General features: G+C 51.3%; 10 protein-coding genes. 3 read left to right on the top strand and 7 right to left on the bottom strand.

Going from position 1 to position 15,171, the window contains the following annotated elements:
• Window positions 1-3: 3 nt before the first annotated feature.
• Window positions 4-1,641: a fibronectin type III domain-containing protein gene (locus tag RID21_RS01665; RefSeq protein WP_350186887.1), complete on the top strand. Its 1,638-nt coding sequence runs from the start codon at window positions 4-6 to the stop codon at window positions 1,639-1,641.
• On the opposite strand, the gene RID21_RS01660 is transcribed toward RID21_RS01665, so the two are convergent.
• The 4 genes from RID21_RS01660 to RID21_RS01645 form a co-directional block, all read right to left on the bottom strand.
• On the bottom strand, window positions 1,638-1,961 hold the full coding sequence (locus RID21_RS01660; protein WP_187782269.1) for a Sec-independent protein translocase subunit TatA/TatB: 324 nt from the start codon (window positions 1,959-1,961) through the stop codon (window positions 1,638-1,640). The genes RID21_RS01665 and RID21_RS01660 overlap by 4 nt on opposite strands.
• Window positions 1,962-2,088: 127 nt before the next feature.
• Window positions 2,089-2,286, bottom strand: coding sequence for a Sec-independent protein translocase subunit TatA/TatB (locus tag RID21_RS01655; RefSeq protein ID WP_145040179.1), 198 nt, complete (start codon window positions 2,284-2,286; stop codon window positions 2,089-2,091).
• A gap of 437 nt (window positions 2,287-2,723) precedes the next feature.
• The gene (locus tag RID21_RS01650; protein ID WP_350186886.1) at window positions 2,724-3,776 is read right to left on the bottom strand and encodes a hypothetical protein; all 1,053 of its coding nucleotides are present in this window, start codon (window positions 3,774-3,776) and stop codon (window positions 2,724-2,726) included.
• A 99-nt stretch (window positions 3,777-3,875) separates the two neighbouring features.
• The gene (locus RID21_RS01645; RefSeq protein ID WP_350186885.1) at window positions 3,876-6,899 is read right to left on the bottom strand and encodes an outer membrane protein assembly factor BamB family protein; all 3,024 of its coding nucleotides are present in this window, start codon (window positions 6,897-6,899) and stop codon (window positions 3,876-3,878) included.
• A 471-nt stretch (window positions 6,900-7,370) separates the two neighbouring features.
• On the opposite strand from RID21_RS01645, the gene RID21_RS01640 reads away from it, so the two are divergent.
• Window positions 7,371-8,693, top strand: a complete 1,323-nt coding sequence (locus RID21_RS01640; RefSeq protein ID WP_350186884.1) for a glycosyltransferase family protein — start codon at window positions 7,371-7,373, stop codon at window positions 8,691-8,693.
• A 7-nt stretch (window positions 8,694-8,700) separates the two neighbouring features.
• Here RID21_RS01640 and RID21_RS01635 read toward each other — a convergent pair whose 3' ends face one another.
• Window positions 8,701-9,786 carry a glycosyltransferase family 2 protein gene (locus RID21_RS01635; RefSeq protein ID WP_350186883.1) on the bottom strand — a complete coding sequence of 362 codons (1,086 nt, stop codon included), beginning with the start codon at window positions 9,784-9,786 and terminating at the stop codon, window positions 8,701-8,703.
• A complete protein-coding gene (locus RID21_RS01630; RefSeq protein ID WP_350186882.1) occupies window positions 9,783-10,514 on the bottom strand; it encodes a class I SAM-dependent methyltransferase in 732 nt (243 codons plus the stop codon). The genes RID21_RS01635 and RID21_RS01630 overlap by 4 nt, the downstream gene beginning before the upstream one ends.
• 219 nt (window positions 10,515-10,733) lie before the next feature.
• Between RID21_RS01630 and RID21_RS01625 the strand changes: the two genes are divergently transcribed.
• Window positions 10,734-12,485 (top strand): glycosyltransferase family protein, encoded by a 1,752-nt coding sequence (locus RID21_RS01625; RefSeq protein WP_350186881.1) that lies wholly within the window; start codon window positions 10,734-10,736, stop codon window positions 12,483-12,485.
• A 23-nt stretch (window positions 12,486-12,508) separates the two neighbouring features.
• On the opposite strand, the gene RID21_RS01620 is transcribed toward RID21_RS01625, so the two are convergent.
• Window positions 12,509-14,923, bottom strand: coding sequence for a YfhO family protein (locus tag RID21_RS01620; RefSeq protein WP_350186880.1), 2,415 nt, complete (start codon window positions 14,921-14,923; stop codon window positions 12,509-12,511).
• Between the last annotated feature and the right edge of the window lie 248 nt (window positions 14,924-15,171).

Raw genomic sequence — 15,171 nt, 5'->3', positions numbered from 1 at the left:
GGCATGAGACTATTTTCACTACTGGTAATCAGTTGCTGTATCTGGAGTGGCGCTGCAACTTCTGTTTCTGCAGCGACGGCATCACCTGTCTTTACCAGTAAAACACAGTTCCGGATTCCTTACCACTACGATCAGGCAGAAATTGATCGTCTGGGGGCCCGGGAGATTCGCCTCTATGTCTCGACCGATCGCGGAGTCAGCTGGAATCATCAGCAATCGGTATCTCCTTCGACGCGGAAATTTCCTTTCACGGCGACCCAGGATGGGGAATACTGGTTCTCGGTCCGGACGCTTGATGCCAATAATCAACTGCACCCCTCGGGGCGCGTTTTCGAACCTGGTCTGCGTGTGGTCATCGATACCACCCCACCCCAGCTCGATCTGGATCTGAAACAGGTTTCTCCGGGAAAAGTTCAGCTGATCTGGAACGCTGAGGACAAATATCTGGACCCCACTAAACTGGTTCTGGAATATGCTCAGAATGGGAGCCAGGATTGGCAGCGTGTGATTGTTGCCCCTAACAGCCGAGGTCAGACGACCTGGTCAATTTCCCAGGGGGGCGTTGTCTCGGTACGAGGCATGATCAAAGACCGGGCGAATAATGTGGGGAGCAGCCAGAAACAAATTCGCGTCGTGGCTGCAGCCAGCCGCACATTACCCAAGCCGAAGCAGGATCTGCCAGATTTCAATCAGCCGATCGCACAGGGGGCTCGTCCCGAACAGAGTTTAACACAGAACGATCCGGGTTCACCGGCCCCCTATTCCAGTCTGAAGCAACCCGGTCAGCCGGAACAGCCTGGTGCATTAGAACCATCTACTCCGCTGGCGAATCGTCAGATGCCCGGGGTCTTTCCCCGAGAGGGACAATTTGATCCCGCTCCTCCAGCGGGAGCTCCCATCCAGGATTCGGTCAAAGGACAGTATGTTGCCGACGATCCCGAAAAACGGCCTGCCTATGCGAAAAACCGGTATCCGATGCCTGCTCAAAACTGGTCGGCTGATCGGAAACAGGTATTGAACGGGACTCAGTTCCAGATCGGTTTTCAGGTCGATGAGGTTGGACCTTCGGGAGTGGGAGCTGTCGAGCTTTATATTACAGAAGACAATGGCCAGAAATGGTATAAATACGGTGAAGACCCCGATAAAAAGAGTCCCTTCCAGGTTGAAGTTCCCAACGATGGAATTTACGGATTTACCCTGCGGGTTCGCAGTGGTGCCGGGTTGGCCGATGCTCTGCCCAAGTCAGGCGAAAAGCCTGATGTGGTTGTTGTGGTAGATCGTCAGGCTCCGGTGATTCAACTGGACCCAGTGGTTCAGGGAGTGGGAGGGGAAGCGAATAAAGTCACGATTTCCTGGAATATCAGCGAGCCTAACCCTGCAGAAAAGCCAATCGCCATCAATTACTCGACCCAGCCAAGTGGTCCGTGGGAGCCGATTGTAGAGTGGCAGGAAGACCAGGGGCGGTTTACCTGGTCGGTTCGCCCCGGGAATCCTTCCAAATTTTATCTGCAGGTTGTTGCGAGAGATGCTGCCGGCAACATCTCTCAACAAGTGACACCTCAGCCGATCGTAGTCGACCTGACGAAGCCGTCAGGTCGGATCGTGGATGTGGAAGTTCTGAGCAGAAAGCCTTCTTACTAAGCCTGCTCTGATTTTTCTTCTTTGGGTTCGGAACTGGGAACTTCGAATTTCGGAGCAGTGAATTCTTCCGAACGTTCTTCCGGTTTGGGGCGTGGCGTTTCAGGCTGAGAATGTGAGTAAGAAGCCTGATTGACTTCGTCCTCGATACCACTCACTCCCTTTTTAAATTCGACAATCCCCTTGCCCAGGCTGCGTGCGACTTCTGGCAATCGTTTACCAAACAGCAGCAGGGCAATAATGCCGACAATAATCATTTCATAACCGCCAGGCATACCCAGAAAGGCGGGGACGGCATTGATGTGTGTGATGGTCTGGAACATGTTTTAACCTCTCAATTATCATGAAGGTGAAGAAGGTGTTCCGCAAATTGGAAAGCACTGTGCACCTTGTGGCGATTGGAAACTGAATTCAACCTCTGATTCGCGCAGTCGCGGTTCGTCAGCCTGATTAGCTGTCTTTGGAGGAATCCTGCGAAGAGATCTTTGAGGAATCGTCATCGGATTCCTCCCCTTCCTTCGCTCCTTTTTTGAATTCGACAATGCTTCTACCGAGGGAATTCATCACGCCGGGCAGACGTTTGCCAAACAGCAGGAGAACAATTCCCAGAATAATGACGACTTCAATCCAGCCAGGAAAGCCAAACATACTAACGGTCCCGTTAACTTCTATGAATCGGTCGAGGTAGACGATTCCGTGAATCTCTGTAATCCGGTTCTTTCAGTGAAATGGTAACAGATGGAAGCTTCACCGAAAATGAACACCAGCATAGTCGGGATGTTCCAATCGGGTATGCTCTGCTGACAGCAGGGAGAGATCAGGAGGAAATCTAATTCCTGCATGATGGCCCTGCGAAACGATATCTCGAAGGAAATCCCAGTGATGGATATCCACTCGGTTTGCCCGCAGGAGAGTCGCAGGAGGATTGAGCGGTAAGTAATTAAATCATAACCGCCCAAACGCGGCTGTCAACAGAATTTAAGGGCTCATTTCTGCTGAATTTCTATTCCGTATTCAAAATGAGAATCCTGCGGGTCGTAACCGACTCCGGAGATCCTCCGTGTAGCGGAAATTATCCCCTGTTCTTAACCTGTTGTCGCATCAAGGGATGTCCGTTGGAGTAAAAGCTGCATTTCGATCCACTGACTTTGCCTGGCAAAGGTGTCGAGGGAGGCATTCCCTGAGGCTGCTGACTCTGCACAGCAGTCGACGAACGCGTTCAGCGACCATCTGCCACTGGACACCAGTGGGGTTTGCCAGTCTAAAACCTGGTCGTCCTCAAACTGTGCAAATAAAGGGGCGATGACGTCCGGGAGTGCATTGAGCAGCGGGTGATGGCCGACTGCCCTGCTCCAGTATTTGGCGTTTGAATAGTCGGGCTCACGGCGGTGCATGATGTGATGCCAGTAGTCACCTGCACGATGTCTGCCATCATGCTGCACCGACTGCGAATATTGATGGCTTTCCTCGAGGTAATCATGAATGCAAAGCAGGCCAGCTTTCACGGCTTTAGCATCCGGGCGGGAGCTGATCTTGGGAAGATCCTTCTCTGGCTGATATGCCTGCAGTAGTGAATAAAGCCACTCACATTCCGAGCCGGGTTCGTGAGGAGCCAGCTCCGGTAAATGTCGGGGGAATCCATGATAGTCGTCGACGTCGATCACGGCATCAAGTATCTGGCAGTCTGCTTCAGCCTGAATCAGTTGAATGAATGCCTGCCAGAGCAGATGGCTGTTGGCGGTCAGATTCTGCAGGTTCTGTAAGTCCGCTTTTCTGAACAGGACCAATGCATGTTCCAGAGGATTCAAGGCCAGGGCTGCAGCAGTGGGTGTCAGTGTGTCCCACGCCTGACTAAAGAGCGTCGCTCTGTTCAAAGGGCACACGATCAGACTGTGTTGCGGAGTTTCCAGTTGACCCGATACCAGTGGATCCGGCAAGCCGGAGTCTGAAATAGGAAAATCCAGAAATCCCACAAAATCAGCTGCTGACTGCTCACAGAGTCCGGTGATGTCTGCCGCTGACAGATCACAAGTCTGATTCTGAGGTAAGGCTCCAACTTTCAGTGCGGATCCTTCCGGGGGCACTGGAATTGTTTCTGAGTATTGCTGCGGTAGAAAAAGCTGGAACGTGGCTGTCATGGGAATACACTTTTACGGGTTAATTCAGATCGTTCGACAACCTTACCCTAACGGATTTTCTCCTGCACCGAAAGTCAGTAGAAGACTTTATGAGCAGGCTTATTCCGGAGTGAAACAACAGAGCTGGCCGTCCTCCAGTGTGACGAAAATGCGGCCCTGGGAATCGATGGCGGTCCCCCCTTTCACAGCCAGTGCTGGCAGCGGATGAGACCAGAGATCGGTTCCCTCTCCGATGTCAATGGCGGTGAGAAACGGCTTCTCTGGTTGTTGATCGGGATGTCCGGCTGTCAGCAGTGTCTGGGGAGACACAATGAAACTGGTGAAACGCCGCTGCTGCTGATCTTCCCAGAGGTTTTTGCGTTTGATTGCCTGTCCCGTTCTGCGTGCCCGCATACTCAACCAGCGGGCGACCTCTTTTTTCTCTTTCGGGGCTCCGGGAGGCAACGCTTCCTTGAGCGTCAGGTTGGTAAACACGCTGCCTTCGTAACTGGCATCATGCACGAGTTCCCTGCGGTCGGCGAGGGTATGTTCAATCGACAGATATTTGCCGTATTCAGGATAGTAGGGATAAAAGGCGGTACGGTATTGAGAGGTGACCTCGGAACGCGGCGTGTTGAGGCACTTAAGGGTTTTGAGGTCATAACGTGCAAGCTCATAAACGCCTCCGGCCAGGAAACGGAGTTCATCGTCAGCTATATATAGACTTCCCTGCAGGCTGATGCCACTGTTGACCGTGGGGGACAGAACTCCCGAGGTATTGTTTTCACGCTTGAGTTCTCCAGAGACAGGATCCAGGGCAACCAGGTGTGTGCCGTCAAAGTGAGCGATACCCGCTGCTGCGTACACGGTGTTATCGTGGACGACGACTCCACCGGAAACGGGCCACGTCGAGATCAGCTTACCGTATACCGGGATCCAGCGGACAGTAGGAGCCACACGAAATGACCAGAGTGGTTCGCCTGTTCTGGCCGCATACGCATAGACGCGTCCGTCAGCTGAGCCCACAAACAGGCGGTCCTGCGCGATTGTGGGAGGATAGTAGATCGCTCCGCCGGTATAGCGTTTCCAGACCGGTTTCCCCTCCAGGTCGAAAGCAGAGATCGCTCCATTGCGGTCTCCAACAAAAATCATGTCCCCTGCTACAACCGGGGCTGTAGGGAGAGCGTTACTGACAACTTTCGTGGTCCATGCCTGTTTTGTTTTAGGTGGGATATCGACCTCGGTGCTGGAAGATTGCCGGGCATCACCACGAAAAGCGGTCCAGTCCTGTTCACTCGCTGAAAGTGGTTCAACTGTTTCCAACTGATCCGTGTATCGGGTAAGGCGCGGGGGAGTATCTGCGGCGGGAGTAGATGAATTCTGTTCCGGGCCCAGACAGATGTGACCATACAGCGAAAGTTCGCAACCACACATCCAGGGGCCCCAGTAGAGTAGTCCGTTCGAGACGATCACGCCATCCTGACAGGGAGGCCGCATTGGAGCGATATGTTGCGCTGAATCGGTCGCCGTTTCCAGTCGGACAGTGCCGCCTCTGGTGCGGAAAAAGATACTGTCGACGCTACCGGTCGCCCGGGTACAGGCCCGGCGGGTGGGGAGTGCCGCGAGGACGTCACCCGTTGCGTAGTCCAGCTTCATTCCTGTCTCTTTAGGGCCGGCTGCATAGATACCATCCTTTCTGAGCACCAGTTGCAGATTTCCATGTTCTTTTTCCCACATCAGGTAACCATCGGCTGCAGAGGCGGATACCAGATGCAGCCGTTGTGGACCAGCAAAAAACAAGTAATCATCGCTGCATTTCAGATAGGTGGTGGTAGCGTATCCAGTTACATAGTGTTGAGCGCGCTGGTTGGATCCGATAGAAGCCAGAAGCTTGGGATCGTTGTTTTTCCACATTTGTTTGCCCTTTTTGGTTTCCAGGCATGCCAGGAATTTATCTGGGCAGTAGTAGAAAATGCGTCCGTTTTTCATACAGACTCCCCGGCTGTCGATATAGTCCTGGTCTTTGAAGTGCCAGAGGATCTGTTTGTTGCTGAGATCGATCGCCACGAAGGTTCTGCCGAAGCCGAATGCATTTTTCGGATCGGAATAATCATGGCCCTTCCACATGTCCCAGGGCCAGTGCCCCAGTCCACGCCGTGCAGATTTCTGGGTATCGACTTTGACTTCTTTATTTCCGACCAGTGCATACAGCACGCCATCCTGCATGCCCATCCATTTCCAGACCGGTCCATCAGAGAACTTCTGATCGATCACGATTTCGTCTCTGATCTTGCCGGTTTCACTGTCAATGATTTTGCAGGACTTATCATCGGCTATGTAAAGTGCATCGGGGGTGCCAATCATCGTGTTACGGTGAATCATAAAGCCCTCAGGGAGTGGACGTTTCCAGAGGATCGTGCCGTTAAAGGCATTGATACACATTAAAGTATTCAGAATGGCATTCTGATTCTGTTTGTGTGCGATATGTCCGAACGCTTTGAATACTTTCCCCCCTGCTGCGACCGAAACTTCGGGCATGGGGGAAAATTTAGGATCGGCCAGAAACTGAGTACGGTAGGGAGCCCGCGCATTCTGATCTTCTGATTGAGGATTGTTGTCGGGACGATGATAGGGATGAGTCCAGTCATCGTTGCCGGTTGGAATCGGTTTGGTGAGTTCTCCCTCAGAATGATAAGCGGTTCCCTGTGGACGCAGGACCCGGAGAATTTCTGCACGAGTCTGATCATTCTTAAGGGGGACTGGTACCAGGACGACATCGGCCAGATTACTGGCAAGGGCAATTGCATTATTTGTTCCTGCATCTGCAAACAGGCGACTTCCCAGACAACCCCGTTGATCTGCCAGCTTGCGGACTTCAGCCAGTTGCGCTGCATCAGAAGACTGGAAATAGATCTGAAATTGAGTTTGCTCAATCAGTCGATTGAGCTCCGATTCCTGTTGATTCGGGAGCGGTCCCAGTACAACGCAGATACCCTGTTTCGTGTTCAATCTGGGGAGAAAGGTTTCCAGGAATGATGAACTACCCTGCCCGCTGACTGCGGGTTCATTCGAAAAGGTGGGAGACGGTACTCCGATCAACGTCAGAAAGAGGAACAGGAAACTTGAAGTCCAGTATTTCTTCATCTGAAATCTCCATTGATCAGGAATGGATTTCCGGGGAAACAAGTTGTCGTCTCAGATCAGTTTCGGGGAGGCTGTCTGAAGGCTTTATCATGTCTGTAAAAAACAGATATTCAAAGAGAATCCTGAATAATCTGATGTTTTTATCTGAGTTCTTCCATTCGATTTGGAGACTGAATCGATTGAAAAGCAGTGTTTTCAGTTCAATTCCGTCTGATCTATCCCCTGTTTGTGTGAACATGCGGATATGCTTCCGGGTAAAATCGGTGCGATCTTGAGAAAAATGGAATTATCGGCTGGTTAAAATATAAATTCTGTGAACAATAAAGCCAAATCTGCTCCCCAGTCAGGTCTGGGTCAATCGTGATCTGGCTGAGTCGGAGTGCATTGGTTTAAGCTGAACAAGGGGACCTGTTCAAAACTTAAGCCCTGACGACTGGTGATTTTATTTCAGGTCACTGGCGGTATTCTTGTATGAATCACATCTTACCTGATTATTATGTGAGTGAAGCAACATGGTTTTATCTTTCCCTGTTGCTGACGCTGGCGGTCTTTTTCCGATTTGACCGGATTTTTTCGCTGCGCAATCTGGACCTGATTCTGTTGCTCTTGATTTCGCCTGGTCTCTTATTCCTGGGTGACTACCCGGTAGTGGGTAATTTCTGGCTGTTTGTCGGTACGGGACTGTTCGTAATCCGGATGAGTATCGACTGTTTCTTTCAGAGGCGTCCTCGCGGCGAACAGAACCTGAACAGCTTTGGAATGGCATTTCTCTGTGTCTCAATCTTTGCGTTTTTTGTCGTGCGTGTGTTCACGGAAAATCCGGCGCCAGATACGATCCAGACAGTTAAACAGGCTGACAGTCTGTTGAGTATGCAGGATGCCGGTAATACAGCGGAAACGCAACCTGCTGAAGCTGGTCCTACCGCGCGACTGCTGGCTGCTCCAGTGGTTCCCTTCTCCAATGCAGTCGTTACCGGGACCCTGGATCACGCGACTCTGGCTGCCCGAATCATGGCGATTCTGGCACACGCATTTGTGGTTGTGGGACTGATTATCATGGGGAAGGTCCATTTTGCAGACACACAGGTGGGGCTCGCGATGGCCCTGCTTTATCTACTGCTACCCTGTACCGCTTATGACGTCAGTAAAGCCAACCATGTGTTGCCAGCGGCGCTGCTGGTCTGGGCATTTGTGACGTATCAGAAGCCGATTTTGTCTGGAATTTTCATGGGTCTGGCCTGTGGGGCGATGTTCTTCCCTGTCTTCCTGCTGCCTCTCTGGGCCAGTTTCTACTGGAAAAACGGGCTCAAGCGATTTGTACTTTCCGGAACTCTGGTAGCTGTGGTCCTGCTGGGCAGCCTGATTCTGACATCAGTTGATCGTTTCTCTTTCACGCAGCAGACGATTGGTTCGATCAACTGGTCCGTGCTGAAGTTTGAAGGAGGCCAGCATATGCCGGGCTTCTGGAGCACGTATGATTCTGCATATCGCATCCCTGTATTTGTGATTTTTGTGCTTTTGATCACCTGTCTGACAATCTGGCCCCGCCGTAAAAACCTGGGACATTTGATGTCACACACGACGGCGATCATCATTGCCACCCTGCTCTGGTATCCGCAGCAAGGAAGTGTCTATCTGCTCTGGTATCTGCCGATGCTGCTGATGGTCGTTTTCCGACCGCGTCTGCTGCATACGACCCAGAATTATGAGGTAGATCGCAATCAGCAATCCGGCGAAAAGCCGAGCTCACGCTTCCAGGACTCAGTCAGCATTGCGAAGCATACTTCGCAGTAATCCGCTCTCAGCGCTGTCCGGAATATTCAGGATCCAAGTGCCGGGAAACAGGTGCTGTCTCTGGCTGCGGCTGATTCTGACTGGTCAATAAAGGTGCCTCAATTTCCGGGTTGGCAAAATTCGTCTTGGTACCGACGATATACATGGGCCGCGCCCGGACCTGGTCATAGATACGAGTCACATATTCGCCCAAAATACCGATTCCCAGGGCATTCAGGGCACCAAAGAACGAGGCGGTAATGGTGGTCGATGCCCAGCCTGGAATCGCCAGCCCGGTAAAGAGTTTGTGGTAGAGCACAAATGAGATCAGAGCGAGACAGACCAGAGTGGAAAGGGCAGCAATCAGGTAGAAGATGGTCAGAGGCAGGAATGAGAATGAGAAAATTGCCGTCTTGGCCAGTCGACAGAGTTGTACGAAAGAAACACGGGGGTTGTCATCATACCGTGCCATACGCTCAACCTGGATTCCGGTCTGTCGGTATCCAACCCACGAGCGCAGACCAGGAAAATACCGGTCACGGTCATTGAGTTGTGCGATTTGAATCGCAACTTTGCGATCAATCAAACCAAAATTACCGGCATCACGGGGGATAGGCGTATGGGAGATTTTATTTAGTAGTTTATGAAAAGTCTGGAATGCCCAGCGTTTGAGACGGTTTTCTTTGCGTTTGGTTCGAATGGCGTAAACGACGTCATAACCAGCCTGCCAGGTTTCCACGAATTCCACGATCGCGGTCGGGCTGTCCTGCAGATCGGAGTCCATGATCACGATGGCATCGCCGGACGCGTGCAACAGCCCCGCCTGCACGGCGGCCTGATGACCGAAATTTTTAGCAAAGTGCAATACCCTTACCCGGGGATTGAGCTCAGCTAACTCATCGAGTATCTGCCCGCTTTTGTCAGAGGAACCATCATTGACGAAGATGATTTCATACTGGCTGCCTACAGTTTGCAGAGCATCCTCAACTGCCTGCTGGAGTTCCGTAAGGACGCTTTCTTCATTGAACACAGGAAGTACGACTGAAATCAGTACGTCAGTGACCGGCTTGCGGGCAGTATCTTTCGTGGTCTGGATCTCACTGGCTGCGTTCATTTGATCAGAACTCCTACCAGGGACAACCCAAAGGGAACACCTGTCGAATGAATCAGGGTGCGTTCAAGCCTCGCACAGGACATGAGACAGGAATTCGTAAAGCGGGAAACACGGTTAAATCGGGGGGGCGAGTCATCTCTTTTATTCAACAGTCGGTCTTTGCCACGAGCCAAAATCGCGGGAGCGAGTGTAAAGGAGTTCCAGTGAGTCACCCATTTCACTTTTAATCCAGCCTGCTTTGCATTCTCGCGGAACCGGGATTTTGTATAGCGACAGAAGTGCCCTAATTTGCGATCCCAGTCGGAGTAGAGCCAGGGGTATGCAGGAACGGTAATGATGATGCCTCCGCCTGGTTCCAGTGTCTCGGCTGCATTGTTGAGGAGTTGCACCGGGTCTTCTACATGCTCCATGACATCCAGTAAGAGAACGGCTTTCGCTGATCCTGGATCAACGGGCCAGGGTTGGCTCAGTTCATGGACGTGCAACTGATCCAGTCCACGGGATCGACCATATTCCACTGCTGCTTCCATGAGGTCGAAACCTGTGACATCATATCCCATGCGACTGAATTCAAGGAGATTTCGTGCTGAACCGATCCCCCCCTCTATCAGCAGTCCGGGGGCGGGGAACTCTCTGGTCAGGATCTCGGTAACCAGTTTCCGTTTGGAAACATGCCACCAGTAATTGTCCTCAAGTTCAATTAATTCAGTCAGATGTGCCGGGTCCACGTGATCAGACCTCAATAAGAAATTACGTTGATGTCATGAGTTCAGATGACTCTGAGCCAAGTCAGGGTAATCAGTAGAACTAGACAGTTACCATATGAAATGTCTGTTTTTTGTATTGGATACAAAATATATATTTTAACTATAGTGCTTATGATGTCTATAGTGTTGGTTGGTGAAGTGTGATTGCATAAAAATACTGTAAATATGTGGAGTTTTTGGGTGATTGACCTGCCAGACAGACAGTTTTCCCTGGGGGCCTGGTTTGCCAGTATAATTTTGTTATTTCTGGTCATTCTGTGTGTGCCCCTGTTTATCAGAATGCCGCTGGCAACTGATGTTGTGCTTTACGATGTGCAGGCTGAGACGGTGCTGAACGGGGGGACTCTGTATCAGGACATGTTCGAGACCAATCTGCCGGGCATTGTCTGGTTGCACATGCTGATTCGACCGATCATCGGCATGAGTTCTGATGCTCTGCGGTGTGTCGATCTGCTGTTTTTTACCGGATCGGTGGCCCTGTTGGCCTTCTGGAGTCGAAGAAGTCAACTCTCGATTACTGGTATGCTATGGATCGCCATCGCACTCTATGCCTTTTATTTTTCTCTCTCAGAGTGGTGTCACTTCCAGCGAGATACCATCATTCTGCTTCCATCACTGGGAGCACTCTGGATGAGGCGAAAACAGCTCGATCGCCTGTTCGCAGATAAGCAAATCAGGGTTGCTTCGATCTGGGGCTGGGCATTTCTGGAAGGCTTGCTCTGGGCAACTGCATTCTGGATCAAACCTTTTGTCGCAGTTCCCGCGTTATGCGTCTGGCTGGGGTCCGTCTGGCTGCTGGGACAGTGGCGGCGTTCTCTACTTGACCTGACAGGATTATTGTCAGGGGGACTGTTTATGGGAGCAGCCGGCATTGCCTGGTTATGGCAGACGGGGGCATGGCCCTGGTTTCTGGAGACGTTTCTGGAGTGGAACCCGGAATACGTAGCCGCACGAAAATCTGGCTGGATATTTATGCGGTTTGCCCAGTTTCTGTATCGATTCTATCCCTGGTTTCTGCTGAACCTGATAGCAATTCCTCTGGCGCTGATCATGTTGAAAGACGGCTGGAAAGCACGTCGCAAGTCTGAATCAGAAGACGTCTCCAGTCCTGCTTCAAGAGATGAAAGTCTACTGGCCCTGATGTACCTGGGTTGGTTGTTTCAGTCGATGGCATTTCAGCATCTGTTTGATTATGTCCATCCCCCTGCTCATCTGCTGGCGATCACAGTGATCGGCGGCTATCTGGGCAGTCGTTACAGTCGACATGCTTTAGGTTGGGGCTGGAAATCAGGAATGGCCCTGTTTCTGCTGCTGGTGGTACTCACTTTTCCTGCGTTTAAGCCTGATCGCGCCCGCTTGTGGAAGACCTGTCTGCTGCAATCCAGCGATGCAGAATTAAAGGCTAAGCTGGCATTACTGGTCCAGGTCGACTGGGAAGATCTCGCTGCCGTCCGTGAGTTTCTGGCGGAGCAGCAGCTCAAAGACCGCGAGCTGCATTGTTACAACAGCACTTTAATTTATCTCTATCCGGAATTAGAGTTGCAGCCAGCGACCCGCTTTGGCTTTTTCGATTCGGTACTGGTCTTCTGTCGCAAGCACCGCGGTGATCTTCACCAGGCGATTCAAGACAGCCCACAGAAATTCATCGTGACTGATCTGATCGAGAGCGGGTTTAACAGAGAAACAGCACTCGCACCTGCAGAAAGTCCAGGAAAGAACGTGCCGCCTCAGTACCCCGTCAGTCTTAAGGGAGCCTATCCCTGGTCTCAGCCGGTCGTATTTCGTTCGGGACGCTATCTGGTACATCGGGTAGAACGTCCGCTGGGGAAATTCATCGGCGGGGGTTTTGTACCGACCGAAACGGACGTACAAAAATTCCTGCAGCGACAAAAAGAGAATACTTCAGAAAACAATGCTCGAAAGAATGATTGATTGATACTTGTCTGTCTCAAATATTATTCGGCTTGTGGTTTAGAGTCTGAACGGAATGCTTTCACCAGCAGAATGCATAATATTGCCAGGGCGGTTAGAGAAATAACACGCCCAATCTGAAAGCCGGGCGGAACGAAGCTCAGTTGAACCTGATGCTGACCAGGTGGCAAGGGAATCGCTCTCAAAGAGAAATCTGCGGGCAGGACTGGTAGTTCCTGCTGACTCAGACTGGCAGTCCAACCGGGGTAATATATGTCGGCCAGGACCAGGTAGCCTGGCGCGTCAAGATCCGCTTGAAGACTCAGAAAATTGGGGCTGTTTTCCAGGATGGTAGCCGGTTGAAATGCCTGTCTCTCTCCCTTGGGGAGGACATCCTGTCTCAGTAAAACTTCATCACGTGGTTTTACTTTCGAAATGGCTGCTACAATTTTCTTACTGGACTCCTCGTCCTGAAGAGCACGGGTTTGTCCCACCAGGTAAGCGCGGGGAAGCGGGTTTTGGTTTTCGATAATCTGGAATGGAATCTGGCGAGGCTTTGATCCCCTGAGTGTGTATTCCGCAGGCACCTGACCCTGTAAAACCGTCTTCCAACCTTCCAGCTTTATGGGATCGCTGGTTCTCAATACGGCATATTTGATACTCATCAGGTCAAGTAGCTGTGGTTCCGCTTTTTCAAGTTGCGGCGAGTCGAATCCTGCCATCACTGTTGCTGCATTGGGTTGATTGAACGTGGCGGCAGCCAGGAGCCCGAGTCGTACGAGGGGCACTGGTTCGTAACCTTGAACTTTTAAGAGTTGATTTTTCCAGGCTTCACGATCACTCAGCAGGTGCTGGTCAGCCAGGACACGGTGTTCACCCAGGTTGTTCTTCAGGAATTGGACGATTTCTGTCTCTCCCCGGATGGATGATTGGGGGATGGTGCACAGGATTTGGTTTGAATAGACTGAGAGTTCTCCGGTACAGATCAGACAGAGGATCACGAGTCCTCCGATAGCGGCTTTTCGTGAGAGGCTGGTGAGAAAAACCGCAATAGAGATGCCTAGCAGGGCTGTCAGCAGGTAGCCTGCCTGGATGTTGAACATCTTGTCTGGAGCCAGACTGACTTTGAGGCTCCCTGCGGACTGATATACCAGATAGCTCAGGGCGGGAAGTACTACAACTACAACAGTTCCCGCGAGCAGTCGCATCACTCGACGTTTTGAATTCTGGTACAACAGCGAAATCGACTGACATCCAAACCCGGCCAGCATTGCGACGACCAGAGTGCAGATCCATAGCTGACGACCAGGGATTCGAAACATCGATGCCCCGGGAATCAGTTGATAAAACAACTTATAAAATGGAAGTTCGGGACCGAACGCCAGCAGAAAGGCGATCAGTCCAATCAGTGTCAGCCGGATCACAATTCGTTGTTGAAAGGAACTAAAAACTCCCGCAATAGCCAGCAGCAGAGGCAGGCACCCAAACGAGCAGATCGCTTCCCAATAAAATGTTCCGGGGCCGCTATACTGGTCCGGTTTTCCCCAGACGAACGGGTCAATCATTTGCAGCAGGCTGGCTGCATTCAGGCTACCTGCGCTGAGGCTGGCCAGGTCAATTCCGCTGGAGCGGACTGCCTGTTTCGTATAAATGAACACCGGAATCAGATCAATGGCGACAAGCCCTGCTGTTAACAGACCTGCTGTCAGCCAGCCTTTAATCCAGAGACCTGGTCTCCCTGTTTCTGCAAGTTCGGTTACGGCCCCCTGCTCGTTTTCAATTGGCCGCTTTTTGATAAAGAGTTCGAGGATAGATTCAAAGACAATCGCAGCTGTGAGGAACAGCAGCAGATAGTAGAGCTCCTGGACATGGCCGCAGAAAAAAGCGAGTGAGATTACAATGACCAGGAAGGGAACCGCTTTTTTACTTCCTGTGCGCAGGAGTTCGTACGCGTATAAGATCCAGGGGAACCAGGTGATTTGTGTGACAGACGTGAAGTGCCCTTCACCCGTTTTGGCAACATAGTAAGGAGCTGCCAGGAAAATAATTCCTGAAAGCAGCGCACTGAAGAAATTCAGACGGTATTTTCTGCCGAGCAGATATGCACCCCAACCGGCCCACCAGTGATGTAGAACCAGTACCCAACTGATGGTCGTAGCTGCATTGAAAAAAAAGAAAATCCAGTTGACCGGGTAGAACAGGGATGCCTGTGGGTTTCCCAGCCAGGGCATCCCCAGCAGCGACCAAGGATTCCAGAAAGGAAACTGATTGTATTGCTCCAGGCACTCGCGCTGATAGTCCTTGAAGCCGATGAACGCGTTGGTCGTGTCGTTATATCCCTGGTTCTGGATACCAACCAGAACATCTGCCGGGTGACTCACGAGTACCTGAAAACAGACTCCTGAAACGATTAACAGAATCAGCGCCGCGATCACATTTTGAAACAGTCTGGACTTCATGTGTTTCTTTTCAGCATCACTGATTCGTTGACTCGCATTTACATGACGAGCTGGTTTGTAAAGAGACTGAAACGCTCCATTTGTTTCTGTAAGTGTATATGAACAAATGCTGTTGCGTGAATGTCAGCCTGTGCTATTCCCGATACGTATCCAGGGAAAGGAAGCGGGAATGCTGCCAGTTGGAGAACATATAGCATTGTGCATGCCAAACTGACCGGTCGTCTGGTATGCCTATGGGCTCATTATGT

Origin of the sequence: Gimesia sp., assembly GCF_040219335.1 — a bacterium.
Taxonomy (GTDB): Bacteria; Planctomycetota; Planctomycetia; order Planctomycetales; family Planctomycetaceae; genus Gimesia.
The sequence above is the reverse complement of the archived record's forward strand: the minus strand, read 5'-3'. Positions and strand labels throughout refer to the sequence as shown.

Coding starts and splice junctions, on each gene's coding strand:
- RID21_RS01650 (WP_350186886.1), bottom strand. CDS start 3,776: ATGACAGCCACGTTCCAGCTTTTTCTACCGCAGCAATACTCAGAAACA.
- RID21_RS01635 (WP_350186883.1), bottom strand. CDS start 9,786: ATGAACGCAGCCAGTGAGATCCAGACCACGAAAGATACTGCCCGCAAG.
- RID21_RS01640 (WP_350186884.1), top strand. CDS start 7,371: ATGAATCACATCTTACCTGATTATTATGTGAGTGAAGCAACATGGTTT.
- RID21_RS01645 (WP_350186885.1), bottom strand. CDS start 6,899: ATGAAGAAATACTGGACTTCAAGTTTCCTGTTCCTCTTTCTGACGTTG.
- RID21_RS01655 (WP_145040179.1), bottom strand. CDS start 2,286: ATGTTTGGCTTTCCTGGCTGGATTGAAGTCGTCATTATTCTGGGAATT.
- RID21_RS01660 (WP_187782269.1), bottom strand. CDS start 1,961: ATGTTCCAGACCATCACACACATCAATGCCGTCCCCGCCTTTCTGGGT.
- RID21_RS01620 (WP_350186880.1), bottom strand. CDS start 14,923: ATGAAGTCCAGACTGTTTCAAAATGTGATCGCGGCGCTGATTCTGTTA.
- RID21_RS01665 (WP_350186887.1), top strand. CDS start 4: ATGAGACTATTTTCACTACTGGTAATCAGTTGCTGTATCTGGAGTGGC.